This window comes from Pseudomonadota bacterium (assembly GCA_018817425.1).
Taxonomy (GTDB): domain Bacteria; phylum Desulfobacterota; class Desulfobacteria; order Desulfobacterales; family RPRI01; genus RPRI01.
The window spans coordinates 1-14,180 of the sequence record JAHITX010000053.1 but is presented as its reverse complement, the minus strand read 5'-3'; the positions used below and the strand labels follow the sequence as shown (position 1 = coordinate 14,180).

General features: G+C 38.9%; 14 protein-coding genes. 7 read left to right on the top strand and 7 right to left on the bottom strand.

The window, feature by feature from the left end:
- The first annotated feature begins 199 nt into the window (after positions 1 to 199).
- Positions 200 to 658, top strand: coding sequence for an AP2 domain-containing protein (locus tag KKC46_09650; protein MBU1054079.1), 459 nt, complete (start codon positions 200 to 202; stop codon positions 656 to 658).
- A gap of 303 nt (positions 659 to 961) precedes the next feature.
- Here KKC46_09650 and KKC46_09645 read toward each other — a convergent pair whose 3' ends face one another.
- The 3 genes from KKC46_09645 to KKC46_09635 all read right to left on the bottom strand — a co-directional run bounded on the left by KKC46_09645 (position 962) and on the right by KKC46_09635 (position 2,965).
- The gene (locus tag KKC46_09645) at positions 962 to 1,135 is read right to left on the bottom strand and encodes an IS3 family transposase (GenBank protein MBU1054078.1); all 174 of its coding nucleotides are present in this window, start codon (positions 1,133 to 1,135) and stop codon (positions 962 to 964) included.
- A 208-nt stretch (positions 1,136 to 1,343) separates the two neighbouring features.
- Entirely contained in the window at positions 1,344 to 2,132 is a 789-nt protein-coding gene (locus tag KKC46_09640) for a glutamine synthetase beta-grasp domain-containing protein (GenBank protein ID MBU1054077.1), read from the bottom strand.
- 29 nt (positions 2,133 to 2,161) lie between these two features.
- Positions 2,162 to 2,965 (bottom strand): nitrilase, encoded by an 804-nt coding sequence (locus tag KKC46_09635; GenBank protein ID MBU1054076.1) that lies wholly within the window; start codon positions 2,963 to 2,965, stop codon positions 2,162 to 2,164.
- A 657-nt stretch (positions 2,966 to 3,622) separates the two neighbouring features.
- Between KKC46_09635 and rsgA the strand changes: the two genes are divergently transcribed.
- Positions 3,623 to 4,684 carry a ribosome small subunit-dependent GTPase A gene (rsgA, locus tag KKC46_09630; GenBank protein MBU1054075.1) on the top strand — a complete coding sequence of 354 codons (1,062 nt, stop codon included), beginning with the start codon at positions 3,623 to 3,625 and terminating at the stop codon, positions 4,682 to 4,684.
- A gap of 272 nt (positions 4,685 to 4,956) precedes the next feature.
- Here the strand turns inward: rsgA and KKC46_09625 are convergent, their stop codons facing one another.
- Together KKC46_09625 and KKC46_09620 are read right to left on the bottom strand one after the other, a co-directional pair.
- A complete protein-coding gene (locus KKC46_09625) occupies positions 4,957 to 5,517 on the bottom strand; it encodes a YajG family lipoprotein (protein ID MBU1054074.1) in 561 nt (186 codons plus the stop codon).
- A 59-nt stretch (positions 5,518 to 5,576) separates the two neighbouring features.
- A complete protein-coding gene (locus tag KKC46_09620) occupies positions 5,577 to 6,494 on the bottom strand; it encodes a DUF1566 domain-containing protein (protein MBU1054073.1) in 918 nt (305 codons plus the stop codon).
- Between the two features lie 219 nt (positions 6,495 to 6,713).
- Between KKC46_09620 and KKC46_09615 the strand changes: the two genes are divergently transcribed.
- The 3 genes from KKC46_09615 to KKC46_09605 all read left to right on the top strand — a co-directional run bounded on the left by KKC46_09615 (position 6,714) and on the right by KKC46_09605 (position 10,423).
- Positions 6,714 to 7,520 (top strand): cytidylate kinase-like family protein, encoded by an 807-nt coding sequence (locus KKC46_09615; protein ID MBU1054072.1) that lies wholly within the window; start codon positions 6,714 to 6,716, stop codon positions 7,518 to 7,520.
- Between the two features lie 3 nt (positions 7,521 to 7,523).
- The gene (locus KKC46_09610; GenBank protein ID MBU1054071.1) at positions 7,524 to 9,299 is read left to right on the top strand and encodes a SulP family inorganic anion transporter; all 1,776 of its coding nucleotides are present in this window, start codon (positions 7,524 to 7,526) and stop codon (positions 9,297 to 9,299) included.
- A 134-nt stretch (positions 9,300 to 9,433) separates the two neighbouring features.
- Entirely contained in the window at positions 9,434 to 10,423 is a 990-nt protein-coding gene (locus KKC46_09605) for a hypothetical protein (protein ID MBU1054070.1), read from the top strand.
- A 14-nt stretch (positions 10,424 to 10,437) separates the two neighbouring features.
- Here the strand turns inward: KKC46_09605 and KKC46_09600 are convergent, their stop codons facing one another.
- Together KKC46_09600 and KKC46_09595 are read right to left on the bottom strand one after the other, a co-directional pair.
- Positions 10,438 to 11,379 (bottom strand): glycosyltransferase family 2 protein, encoded by a 942-nt coding sequence (locus tag KKC46_09600; protein MBU1054069.1) that lies wholly within the window; start codon positions 11,377 to 11,379, stop codon positions 10,438 to 10,440.
- Positions 11,380 to 11,436: 57 nt separating this feature from the next.
- Complete coding sequence (locus tag KKC46_09595) at positions 11,437 to 12,153, bottom strand: class I SAM-dependent methyltransferase (protein ID MBU1054068.1); 717 nt, start codon at positions 12,151 to 12,153, stop codon at positions 11,437 to 11,439.
- A 165-nt stretch (positions 12,154 to 12,318) separates the two neighbouring features.
- Here KKC46_09595 and KKC46_09590 point away from each other — a divergent pair, with 165 nt between their 5' ends.
- Entirely contained in the window at positions 12,319 to 12,840 is a 522-nt protein-coding gene (locus KKC46_09590; protein MBU1054067.1) for a hypothetical protein, read from the top strand.
- A gap of 276 nt (positions 12,841 to 13,116) precedes the next feature.
- A complete protein-coding gene (locus KKC46_09585) occupies positions 13,117 to 14,043 on the top strand; it encodes a hypothetical protein (GenBank protein ID MBU1054066.1) in 927 nt (308 codons plus the stop codon).
- The last annotated feature ends 137 nt before the right edge of the window (positions 14,044 to 14,180 follow it).

Genomic DNA, 14,180 nt, shown 5'->3' with positions numbered 1-14,180 from the left:
TATTTATCTTATCAGGAGGTTATTTGTTTATCTGCGCGATAATAAATTATTTTTATACTACGTGTGGGGATATGTTCTATTGTTATTTTAATATATAACTTACACCCCATAAATTCACGCCCATGCCGGGCGTACACAATTTGCTGCACGGGAGCGCAAAAAGCGCGCGCCCCGTGAGCAATGCGTTGGCGGAGAAAAAATGAAACATTCCCGGAACATCATCCGCATAGACCACGAGGCAAGCCGAACCTACGGATGGCGAGTTACGCTGCAACGAAAGGGTAAAATCAACGTCAAGACATTCTCTGATGGCGTCTATGGAGGAAAGCGAAAGGCATTGAAAGCAGCCGTGGAATATAGAAACTCACTTCTCCTTAAGCACTCGTCTTATGAACATCAAATCTGGGTCCGGGCTCGTCTTCGCAGAAACAATACATCTGGCATTCCTGGTGTTGGCCGATATGAGGTTCTCGCCAATCTCAACACTGGCCGCCGAGAAGCATTCTGGCTCGCTTCATGGACTAATGAAGATGGTATCGGTCGTAAGCGAAAATTTTCCGTTTTGTGTTACGGCGAGCGCCAAGCAAAACGACTTGCCATAGCAGAGCGTAACCGTCAGACGTTACGTGTATGCGCTATCAAGTCTTCCAAGCCGTAATGCCAACAATCGGGTCGAGCAGACTGGAACTCGTCACGTTTTTAAATGCTGTTTGGGTGGCCGGTCTGCTCACCCTTACGTTAGGTTTCTCGATAATCAAATAGCATTAAGGAGTACACATTATGTTATATTTGCTTTTAGTTACTGCATTCTTTGGGGCGCTTTTATATTTTATTGCCTCAAAGAGGAACGCCAATAAGAGTTTTTGGTTGGTAATGGGCATTGTTTTTGGGCCGTTTGCATTACCTTTCGTATTTAAGGCGAAAAGCAAACTGATCCTGCAACAATTTTCTGGAATATAAGTTAAGCCGCTTTTTTATTATTCCACCATTCCTGCTCATAATCTGTTGGAGACCTATAACCATTTGTCGAATGTTTCCTATACCGGTTGTAGTAAATTTCTATGTATCTGAATATTGCCTGCTCAGCCTCAACAAAGTCCTGAAATCTACAGTGATGAATAAGTTGGGTTTTTATCGAACCGAAAAAAGATTCTGCTACAGCATTGTCCCAACAGTTCCCTTTATTACTTTAAAACGATAGATATTTGAGGTGTGTGTAAACGGAAGTGTGAAGTATGATTTTTCGTTTTATCTTAAAATCATAGAAATCATTAGGAGGTAAGATATATGAAAAATTTCAGATCATCTTATGCTAAACCATCAAATAGTTATTTAGTGTCATGTCATTCATCAAGTGTCGGATAAAGCCGAGAGAGTTTTATCCTGGCATCTTCAGTCGTAAATTGCCAATTGACTTTTGCATTTCTGTTGTTTCTATAGTGACCGTTAAATGGTTTGGGCATGAACGTAGCGTGCAAATCATGTGCATAAGCAACTCGTTTGGTGATGTAAGAAAAAAGAATGGTTCTATCTGCTGTCTTGATTGGATCGAGCGCACCGAGGTTGATTTCGTGTTGAGATGGAGTGACCTCGTGATGCATTTTTTCAAACTGAATGCCACATCTTTTTAATACAGCAACAATTTCTTTTTTTACTACTTCGCCTTTATCCCGGGGATCAGCATGGAAATAACCTGCATTGTCTGTGTGGCTATCTTTGCTGAATTCATCCGTGGTTAATAGAAAAAATTCATGTTCAGGAGCAGTTAAAAAATAAAGACCAAATTCATCTTCAGCTTGTTTAACCACTTTTTCCAATAATGATCTTGGATCAAGAAGGGATCGCTCACCATATTCTTCGTTAATTTTACCGATTAGAAAGCCAAGTGTTTCTTGTTTAAATTCAACTTTTCTAAAGGTTTCCGGAAGGGGAATTAATAATTTATCGCTATCATCCACAGTCCCATAGCCAGGGACAGAGCTTCCATCAAAACCGACTCCTTTTTTGAAAAATGTTTCGATATCCCCTACATGAACCTGTATGGTTACAGGTCTGCCATTAAGATCGGTTGTAAAGATTTGCATTGTATCAACGTCATTGATTTTTTTTTCAATTTCATGCAGATTAATCAAATATGGCCTCCAATAATAATTTTGTGTTATTAAATAATGGGTATGGGAATTTTTTTACCACCTGGTGTCAACTTCGTTCGATAATCTTCAAGGTATCGATTTTCATCGCGAGCCCAATATAGAGATTTGATATCGACAGCTCTTAACAATACTTCCTCTCTGGAATCAGAAGCCTCTGATAGAATGTCACCCATTGGCCCAACGAGTTTACTTTTACCGCAACTATTATTTCCAACAGTATTGACCCCCAAAATAAAAATAGTGTTATCAAGAGCACGGGCTGGCAGTTGAATATCCCATCGCCTGGAAGCCGCCACACTCCATACAGAAGGGCAAACAATCAGTTCTGCCCCTTCTAAAGCCATCAGCCTGGATGGTTCTGGGAATTCCATTTCATAACAGATTAAAACACCAATTTTAGCATGTATTGTTTGAAAGATAGGATACTTGATTTCCCCCATCTCAAATATTTCATTTTCTCGACTCCATAAAAGGCTTTTACGAACAATACCGAGCAACTCCCCTTTTTGATCAATAATAGTAGCCGAAATATACAGACATCCTTCACTGTCCTTTTCCGCAAAAGAACTTATAATGACTGAATTTGACCTCAAGGCTTCTTCTCTAAGGGTGTTAATTGTCGGTCCATCTTGTGTTTCGGCTAATTGTTGAAAAGCCTGTTTTGATAAGTAGTATCCGGTTGTCCAGAGTTCAGGAAAAACAATTAAGTCCGCGTCATTGGATACTTGCCGCATAAATTGAATTCCTCTTTTCAAGTTAGTCCGAACGTCTCCTAAAACGGGTGTAATCTGTATGGCAGCGACCTGAAAAATAGAAAAAGTCTCCTTGTGGTTCTGGGTTATTGAGAACAAATCTGATTATTAGAGTTCAATAGATATTCATCATCTGAGCCACTTTCTTTTTACTCCTTTACAAACATTTAATAATTAAGATGCGACCCTGTCTTGAATCAGTCAGACCGGGAAGAAGTTATGAACGCAACATCAAAAAGCGAAATAAAAAAATTCATTCAGCATACAGGCAACCCGCTTAATTCAACGGCATTGGCTTATAAACATTGGCTTATAAACTATTGACAATATTTTTTATTTATATAGACTAATGTATATTAGTATTTCTTTTCAAACAGAGCATTTCCAAGGCAAATAGACAAAATAGATCAACGTCAGTTATGCTGCATATTTTAATCGCAAATGAAGACTTTTCTGGCATCTAAAGATTGTACAGATTGTACTCGACGACGCCATACACGGCGGGGAAAAACTTACAATATGAAAGGAGCGAGCAATGGGAGACAAGGGCGGCAAGAAAGATAAGGACAAGAGCAAGAAACAAAATACTAAGAAACATAACCAAAAGGTCAAAGAAGCGAAGGATAAGCAACCGCAAAAATCCGTTTAAAGGCACCCCATAAACACAAACATGAGAGAGTGGATACATATAAAGACTGAAACCCGGAAATTACTTCCATGGAATTAGTCGAACTTGGTTTTGACCGTTGGTTTAAAGACCAGGCCAGTGAACTATGTGAACCTGAGCAGCGAATTGCCCGGGTAACGGCGGTTGATCGGGGCTGGTATACCATCAGGAATGAGCAGGGAGAAGTACCTGCCAAGGCAACCGGCAAATTCATGCATTCTATAAAATCAACAATTGATATGCCTTGCGTTGGTGATTGGGTCTGTGTGGATTACCACGATACTGATAATTTCGCGAGCATCCATAAGATGCTGCCAAGAAAATCATTTCTGCGTCGGAAATCTGCCGGGAAGAACACCGAGTTTCAGATGATCGCAGCAAATGTTGATTTAGCCTTCATTGTTCAATCCTGTCATTATGATTTTAATGTGAGCAGACTTGAACGCTATCTGGTGATGGCAAATGAAGGTTGTGTTGAACCATTGCTAATTCTGACCAAAACAGATTTGGTCAGTGCAGATGAACTGGAACAATTAATCTCAGAAATTACTGATATTGGGATTAACGCCAAAATTATTGCTATCAGCAATGTAACCGGAGCTGGTTTAGACCAGGTCAAAGAAATTATGAGCTTTGGAAAAACACACTGTATTGTTGGTTCCTCAGGAGTTGGTAAGTCTACGCTAATTAACAAACTCACCGGCCATGACACATTGAAAACAAGAACGGTAAGTAATTCCGGAGAAGGACGACATACTACTGCTCGCCGTCAACTTATTGTTCTTGAGCAGGGCGCAATGTTAATCGATACGCCGGGAATGCGAGAGGTAGGCATTTTGGGTGCTATCGAAGGAATAGATGACAACTTCGATGATATCCAGGAATTATCAGTGAATTGCCGATTCAACAATTGCGGACACACGAATGAACCTGAATGTGCAGTTTTAAAGGCAATTGAAGGCGGCATACTACAGCAGGAACGCTATCAAAATTATTTCACGCTCAAGAAAGAGTCAGAGTTTAACGAGATGTCATATACTGATAAACGGAAAAAAGGAAAAGCATTTGGAAAAGATGTTAACCCTGCAATGAAACATAAGGATAAACCCTGAATAAGAAAAGATCTTCATCAAGCTACTTCCAGCCGAAACTAAAAAGAGCATTTGCTGCATTTCCCGATAGGTCATAAGAGATTTCTCCTTGATTTTTGAAAATTAAGATTTTGTTGGAAAATCCTCTTCAGGAATATATATAGCACTGTCATTCAGCTTATTTGTGTGGAGCGACCAGGAAAAACATAAGATTGAATTTGCCCTGGCCCGTTAAAAAAAATTACATGGGCTAAAAGTCGATTCGGGTTCTTTATTGCCTTCGCTACAAACAGTTATATTTTAAGTTGTTTCAAAAATTCAGAATCTTCCAAAAGAGTCCGAATATTTTGATATACAACGGAACTCAGCAGGATACTGCCACCTGCATTCCTTGTTCCTGAACCATTGTAAGTTTTCTCCCATTTTTTATCTTCACTGGAAACATGTATTAAAAAATATATACGCCCTATTGTAGTTTTATACGACATCCTAAAATCGCTTAGTTTAATATGAATTTTATTCGGGCTATCGGCCGACACAACAGCCCCTCTTTTTGTTAATTCTTTTGAAAGACCATCAATAAAATATCCCGTGAATTCGTTATAATTAACTTGAAAATATGTCCCCATCGTCTCCAAATATGTGTGATTACTTTTATCTATCTGAATGTTTATCAAATTAACGGACAGTTTTTCAGAAAAGTTTCCTATTGCACTTAAATTCTCTTTAATAATACTGTCCTGATTTATAGTTTCCTGTTTATCCAAACCAACAGGATGTATTACAATTGCGCCCCAACAACCGCAGATAACCAGCAAAATACTTAAAAAGAGCAATTTAATTCTATAATTCATAATTTTCTCCCTGGTATAATCAACTATTTTATCTAAAATATTCATTTTGTTAGATGTTATCAAACGGTATTTATTTCATTTCCTCTTACAGGCCAGAGATAAAATTCCGATAAGGGTTTATATCCCACTCCTATTATACCGTCTATCATATATAAAACCCACGCGTAATCAACATTATACATACTTGTTGTTGAAGACCAGTAGAAGTCCTGAACATCATTAAACATATGCTCATCCGGTAATGCCGGCGAATGCCGGCTTAAATCTATTAAGCTTTCTAATTCAAGAATATTTGGAACCCGCCAATCATTGTAGCCGTATTTGCTTTCCCTGTTTATTTGTAATATCAGGTTAAAAGTCGACTTCCAATCTACTGCGTTCCTATTTAAATTTGCATCCTTCATCCATGTTAGGTTAGTAGCATTGTCATATATAGAATTAGCATTTTCTGTAAACCGTTGTTTGGGAAATCGCAAGCTGGACCGGCATTCGCCATCTTGTCCCATATTATCACAATCTATAATAACTCCACTTTCGTCAAAACAATTTTTTTGTCCGGTTTGAAACACTTTGCTTTTGCTATGATTGTCTGCAATGCGAACCGGCCAGACCATATACGAACCGTATTTCATTCCTTTAAATACTCTTGCTCCGCCTAAATGAATATACCATGCCTGGTTTGGCAACCTGACGCAAGTTGAAGATGTCCAGTAGTATCCGGGAAATACATTAGTAAAGGGGTGACCCGCGGGAATGCTTGGATTAATCATTTCATGGCTTATGAGGCTGAACAATTCTTTACGATTCGGAAGCTTCCAGTCGTTATAACCATAAAGTCCTGAAAGATTGGTTTCTTTAATAGTATTTAATGCTTCTTCCCACCTCATAGGAAAATCAAACAAAGAAGCATTTTTTGCCCACATTAAACCTGTATGAGTATCAATTACAGTTTCATTTTCTGCTAAAAAACGGCTCATAATTGCTTTTGTACCAAGATACGCCATATATGCAAAGAAAATTATTTCTTTAATTTTTCTTAATTTTATATTTGATGCAATTCGATACAAGTTGTGGCAGGCACTATTGTCTTGACATACTATCATTTTCTTTTATACTTTATACTTATAAAAGCAATATCTTATCTATTACAGGACATCCCCAATCGACAATGCAGACGCTTTGAAGAGAGGAACATCATGTCAATTGTTACAATATCCAGAGGATCTTACAGCAGGGGAAAGGAAATTGCTGAAAAGCTGGCCGGAGCATTAGGCTATGAATGTATTTCCCGTGAAATTATCCTCGAAGCTTCCGAGCAGTTCAATATCCCGGAAATAAAGCTTGTACGGGCAATCCATGACGCACCATCTGTTCTTGACCGCTTTTCCTATGGCAAGGAAAGATATATTGCATTCTTCCGTGCGGCTTTTTTAAAACGCCTGCAAAAGGATAATCTTGTTTATCACGGCCTGGCCGGCCAAGTCTTTGTGCAGAAAATCCCGCATATATTGAAAGTTCGTATTATCGCCAATCTGGAAGACCGGGTAAACGAAGAAATGAAACGCGAAAATATTTCGGCTGAGCAGGCCCGTCAAATACTGGTCAAAGATGATGCCGAGCGCAGAAAGTGGAGCATGGCGCTTTACAATTTAGACACATGGGACCAGCGGTTTTACGACATTACCCTGCATTTGGAGACCATGGGCGTGGAAGACGCAGTTTCAACCATCCTTCATATACTTGAGCGCTCATGTTTCCGGACAACTCCTGAAAGCCGGGAGCTGCTTGACAATATGTCACTAAGTGCCCAGGCAGAGGCTGCCCTGGTAAATGAATTCCCGAAAGCAACTGTTGATGCCGGAAAGGGGGTTGTTTATATCAGTATCCGTGGATCTCTCGTTGATGAAAAAAGGATCAGTACAAAAGTAAACCGCCTGGTCAAAGATATTGCGGGTACTAAAAAAGTACACATCAACATTGTCCCGCATCATATAGAAGATTGATATATGAAATTTGAAAGATTTCAAAACACGCCGAATTCGGCAATAACTTATCTGCGGAAAATCTTCCCGTTTATGCGCTGGTGGAATTTCATCGGATGGGATACGGTTCGGGCAGATCTTATAGCGGGATTAACAGGTGCAATTATAGTTTTGCCCCAAGGAGTTGCGTTTGCAATGATTGCCGGGCTGCCCCCGGAATACGGCTTATATACTGCTATGGTGGTTCCCCTGGTCGCCGCATTGTTCGGTTCATCCCTGCACCTGATATCCGGGCCCACTACCGCCATTTCCATTGTTATTCTTTCTTCCCTTAGTTCCATCGCCGCCCCCGGCTCAGCGGAATATATCCGGCTGGCCATCACTCTCACCTTTCTGGCCGGTGTTTTTCAGTTAGCATTCGGCCTGGCACGAATGGGAATTTTGGTGAATTTTGTCTCCCATACCGTGATTGTAGGATTTACGGCCGGGGCTGCTATACTGATTGCCACCAGCCAGATAAAGCATGTGTTCGGTCTCCATATTCCGGGATCAGAATCCTTTTTTGCCGAATTAATGAATATTATTAGGGAAATCAGAGGTATAAACCCCTATGCCATGATTGTTTCCGCCGGAACTCTGACTTGCGCCGTGCTGTTTAAAATATACCGGCCCCGCTGGCCGCGGCTGCTGATTGCCATGGTCATAGGCAGTCTGATTGCTGTGTTTATTGGTGCAGAATCCCACAATATCCGGTTGATGGAAAGTCTGCCAGGCCATCTGCCGCCATTTTCAATGCCGGATTTTTCCTTAGATGCCATAAGATTACTATCGCCCAAAGCGTTTCCGGTAGCACTTATAGGTCTTATCGAAGCCCTTTCAATCGCACGTTCAATTGCGGCAAAATCCCGCCAGCTTATCGACAGCAATCAGGAGTTTATCGGCCAGGGGCTGTCCAATATTTTCGGTAGTTTTTTTTCCTGTTACGCGGGTTCCGGTTCATTTACCCGGTCCGGAATTAATTATCATGCCGGTGCGATGACACCACTGTCCGCGGTTTTTTCCGCCGTGTTCCTGGCACTGATCCTGCTTCTTATAGCACCGTTAACCGAATACCTGCCAATCTCTGCAATGGGCGGAGTGATTCTGTTGGTAGCATTTAACCTAATTGATTTTCATAATATCCGAAGTATTATCAGAACCAGCAAACATGAAACAGCAATCCTTCTTACCACATTTTCCGCCACCCTGATTTTTGATCTGGAATTTGCCATATACGGCGGCGTACTGATGTCCCTGTTTCTGTATCTTAGCCGTACCGCCCATCCTGAGGTCGTTAGCCTTATCCCCAATCCGGATTCCCGCGGGCAATATCTTGCCCAGGGCGATTCTCAGTGTCCGGCGTTTAAAATCATCCGCGTTGACGGACCCCTATTTTTTGGCGCGGTGAACCATGTCGTGGAATTTTTTCAGGCCATTGACAAACAACTCCCCCGTAAAAGCCATCTGCTGATTGTGGCCTGCGGAATCAATTTTATTGATATCACCGGTGCCGAAATGCTGGTCAATGAAGCCAGTCGCAGAAGAGGTCTTCGCGGCGATTTATACCTTTGTGGCCTCAAACAAAATGCCAGGGATTTTCTTAAGCGGGGAGGATACCTCGACAGTATTGGGGCTGATCATATTTTTGAATCGGAAACAGAAGCCATCAAAACAATCATGTCAAACATTGATAACCCCGAATGCCGAAAATGCAAATCGCCCCTTTTTAAAGAATGTGAACACAGGAAGCAATTTGGATAATCAGAAAGTATTTTAGACTCACTTTACTTTTAAAGTTGTTGCCAATAAACGACTCAAAAAGTTTTGTAAACAAAATATAGCGCTAAAGTTTTTATCAACAATCAAACTGCGGGCACACCCGCAAAGGTCGGATAATGGGAATTAATCTTTTTAGTTCGTTTAAAAACTGGCATAACCGGTTCTTAAGGAAACTGGCCGTTCATAGTGAGCACAAAAAGCAAGAAAAGGCCTTGATTAATGAAATTAACAGGATTCTTTCAGAAACCAAAACCAAAATCCCACTGGTTCCAAAGTATCTCAGTAAGCTAAAAAAGCCTGTTCTTCTCGCTCTGGAAACAATAACTGCAATGACTGCACAAATTCCAGGCCCAATAATCCTTGATCCGGAACTCTGGGAAAATTCTCCGGTAACAAACGCCATCTTCACAAGCCATGATGAATTTTTACGGTGGTTTGACAATTGCCACAGTATGCAAAATGCCTATAAACAATATAACTCGGATAAACTTTTCGGCCTGTTAATTTTAGAATATAAGGAAAAGACTCATTTTGGAGTAGAGAGTATCGGCGAAATTGTTCAAAAGGATGTTTTGCAAAAATCAGTATCTTTTGAAGAGCCCAGGATTGTAGTACTTCAGCCGGATCTGAAAACCGCGCAGAAAGAGTTGCAACACCGAATACTTGTCATGTTGTTTCTTCATGAGTTGGAGGAGATTGCAGATCTGAAATCATTGGAAAAAGAGCTTGAAATACAGCAGGCCATTCTTAAGATAAAGCTATCGGGAGAAAAAAAGTATAACCCGGAGAAACCGGACAACAATAAAACTGCCAGTGAAGCAAAGCAGATTATCAATGACATTAACCGGGAAATAGAAGTGATTGGAAGAAACCCTGACACGCCTGAAAGTCATCTCAAACATGTAACCGAAGTACTGATGAATATAGACCGGCATTTAAAAATGACACCGTTTACAATTCGGCTGAACAATCTTGGTATAAGGGTTAAGGCATCCTCTTTAGAACCATTTGATGAAATTTCTTTTGCAGAATGTACCTACACTGGATCTCCTAAGAAGGCTGTTATTTGGGTGCAAACAGACAGGTCATCTTTAAACAGGTTATAATTTTTTTTAATTTATCACGTTGCAGCAACTGATGAGATAGGTATTGTTAAGGGTCTGGGCATACACCAACTTGGGCAGTTATCTTTTCGCAGCATAACGGCTTTTAACAATTCTATATATAGCCTTATGTCGGCAGGATGATATTTGATAGCCTTTTTATATATTGATATGGAGGCAATTCGCATGTTTTCTTTTAAATAATATTTAGCAACTTTTCTACATGCGTGGCTAAGTTTTTTATATGCCGTTTTTTTTGGTACAATAATTTTACCTCCAAGGTTATAGTAGAATCTTTCCAGAACTAAAATCCTTGTTGGCCTGATACCTACTTTGCCGGAAAGGTTTTCAAAATGTTCACGCCTTATACCGCTGGTGTCAGGAACAAATATAAACTTTGTTTTTAATGAAAGTCTCAAAAAAAAATCCGCATCTTCATATGACTGCTTCAGTTGCTCGTCATATCTGCAATCAAAAAGAGCGGATTTTCTCATTACCGAAGAAGACGTATAAACAAACCCTTTTTTAAAACAATCAATTGTAAGATTTCCTGACTTTTGATGACCACCGGAGAAACGCTTTGTTTTTCCGTCTTTAAGGATTACATCAAGTCCGCCGTAAGCAAGACCGAATTCAGGATTTGCCTCTAAAGCAGCAACCATCTTTTCTATAAAATTTTTCGGGTAAAGATCATCGTGGTCAAGAAAAGCAATAAATTCACCACTTGCCCGTTCCAGACCATAGTTTCTGGCTGCCGAGGTACCTCCATTTTCCTTGTAAAAGTATTTTATCCTTGAATCACCACTTTGTTTAACGGTATTTTTTGTTTCATCAATTGAACCATCATCTACGATGATTATTTCCAGGTCTTTCTCCGTTTGATTTATGACGCTTTGAATAGTATCATATAGCATGTCGCATAAATTATATGTGGGGATTATCACAGATACTTTAGCCATTAACTTTATCTCTTATTTGTAAAAAAGCATTATAAGATGTGGATAATATTACAATATTTATCCTTTTATATATTCAGCTTCGATAATAAATTGATACACCAGTCCTTTAGGTCTGAGTTTCAATAAAAGTTTTATTAATAAAGGCAAAGAATCCCACCCTTTTTTAAATTCACTTTTCTTTAATTTGACTTTTTTAAAGTTGATGCTTTTTAAGTACAAACCTGATTGTGTTATAAGCTCTTTGGCTGATTCATATGAAAAGAAACGAACATGTGTAGAATCTAGCAATCCTAATTCACGATAATTGAATCGGTCTAACCATAAATCAGCTAAAACCCCGTTATAGCCCAAGTTGGGTAAGGATATAATGACATTTCCATGTGGATTAAGAAAACAGGCAGATCTTTTTAATACCTGCAAAGGATCTTTCAGGTGCTCAAGCACATCGGCAAAAAGAATATAATCAAATGTATGACCCTTAAATTTTTCTTCCCACCCATAATCTTCAATATCACCAATGAATGTGTTAACCGAATATTTAGAAGCAAATTCTCCTGCCTCGTTATCAAATTCTATAATTGAAACTTCACAGTTCAATTCCTCCTGCATAAACCGTGTCATGTACCCTGTTGAAGCTCCGAATTCCAAAACTGACGAACCTGGCGATATCTTGTTTAAAATCTGAGAGATAGTAGTCCCGTTTTTTTTGAGAATTTTCTGCTTTGCTTTCTCATAATTGCGATTGTATTTGAAATTTATATTTTGTTCTGACATAATCCCGATTTAATTTTACAGTAAAATTTTATAGAATCTATATTAAAACAGCTAAATGAGTCAAACAAAATAGTTGAACATTAAACACCTCGTTTAATAAATCTTTCCAAGAAACTGCCAAACCAAAGCATTAAGTGAGAGATTTGCTATTTTATAAGGGAGTTTATGGAAGAATCAAAAAAAGAAAAATCAGGAATCGAAAAAGCCGGAGAAGATCTGTTTAATTTTGCTCTCGATCGTGAGGACTTAAAATCGATTATGTCACTATTGCCTGAAGAGGCTGACATCAAACGGGAAACGATCGAATACGAACTCCAGATATTGAAATTTATAAGCAGCGGATGGAGTATCACTTTTTTTCTTGAAAACTCCACATACAAAAATCAACTTGCAGAATTGTACTGGAAAGCGGTTTATCAGTATTCGCAAAGTATATCTGAAGCAACTGATCTTATGATTGGTCATAAAATTGATTATTTCCAAATATTAAAAGACCGTCTTGAAATGTATATAGAAGCTATGAGACAACAGCCGGGCGCTCCTGAACCAGCTGTTATTATTGGGCCGGAATTCGCCCGGACCTGTGGAAACGTTGATGACATATTCGCAGTAATGGCGGGTTCACGGATGTTTAAGTTAACAGTAGCCAGCATCAAGGAATATTTTGAGAAGATACAGATGCTGTAGAGCCACTTTCAAACGTCATTCCTGCGAAGAAGGGTAGGGCGCGAAAGTGACACATAGTGAAGCGTAAGCGCTAACCTTTAGCGCTATCCGGTAATTTTATCAGGTTCTGGATACCGGATCAAGTCCGGTATGACGGCTTAGAGTGTTTGTACAAAACCATCAATTCCAAATGCGGTTACCCTATTACACTGATAATCTTATATTGCATCCTTTTTAACAAGTGTGGTATTTGTTTAAGAAAGCATAGCAATTTATTTAAAGTAAAAAGGTGTAAAAATGAAATGGGACTCAGTAGAAGATATTATAAAGCACTTTAATCTTAAAGTTGATGAAACAGATGTTTCCAATGTCCGTTCTGCTCTTATTCAACTCTTAGCTAAATCACATCCCGAAATAAGTGGGGGCGATTTTGAAACGGAAGAACAAAAAGAAAAATACATTGATATCCAGCGTGCAATCAAAGATTTAAATATACTTGGCTCCGAGCAAAATGCTTTAGTTTCAGTAAACCAAATGACTGATATTATAAAAGCTGTTTTTCATGCTATAGCCCCGGGAAAAGAAAATCAGCAACCCAATATTGAACTTTACGTTAAGAATGAATTACATAAAAAAATCATTAGCTTCTATAAACCGCTTAAAATCAGTTCCGGGACAATTACCGGAGTTTGTACAGCATTGATTATCTTTTCTAAAACATTAAGTGAAAATACTATTTTAGCACCTTTCTTTGAATTTATATATTCTCATTCAATCTTATTATATGTTCTCTTTATTTCAGCAACATGGTTTGTCTTTATGTGGTTTAAGGAACAAAAAGATGAACAAAGAAAAGAGTGGCTTTTTTCAGAAGATGGTAAACTTATAATATTGGCTGAAGTAGTAGGATCTTTTGGAAAGAAGGTTGAAGACAAAGTTATCTTTAGTTTTAGAAGTTTTGTCAGGACTATCCAGGGTAAAAGGAAAAAAAGGACTAAAAGCATTATTAAGATTTATTTATCAAACATTTACCAGGTATTATATGGTGCTTCGATAATTAGTACTAACATTGCCGAACAAATAGCGCATCATCATTTATCCAACTTTGAAAAGCAAAATATTATTAAAAAACATAACACAAAATCAATCGAATATTTTTATGAAATAGACAGCAATTTAATCCATCAATTGCCTGATAGATCTTATTATAAATATTTCTATTGAGCCACTTTCAAAACGTTTCAGTTTGGTCAAGCTCAAGGCGGGCGAAAATTTCAACCACAGGAATACATTGAGTATTTCGAGGATTGAAATTTGAGCCCAACGCAGAGATCGGCCAAAATGGGGCGTTTTGAAACTGG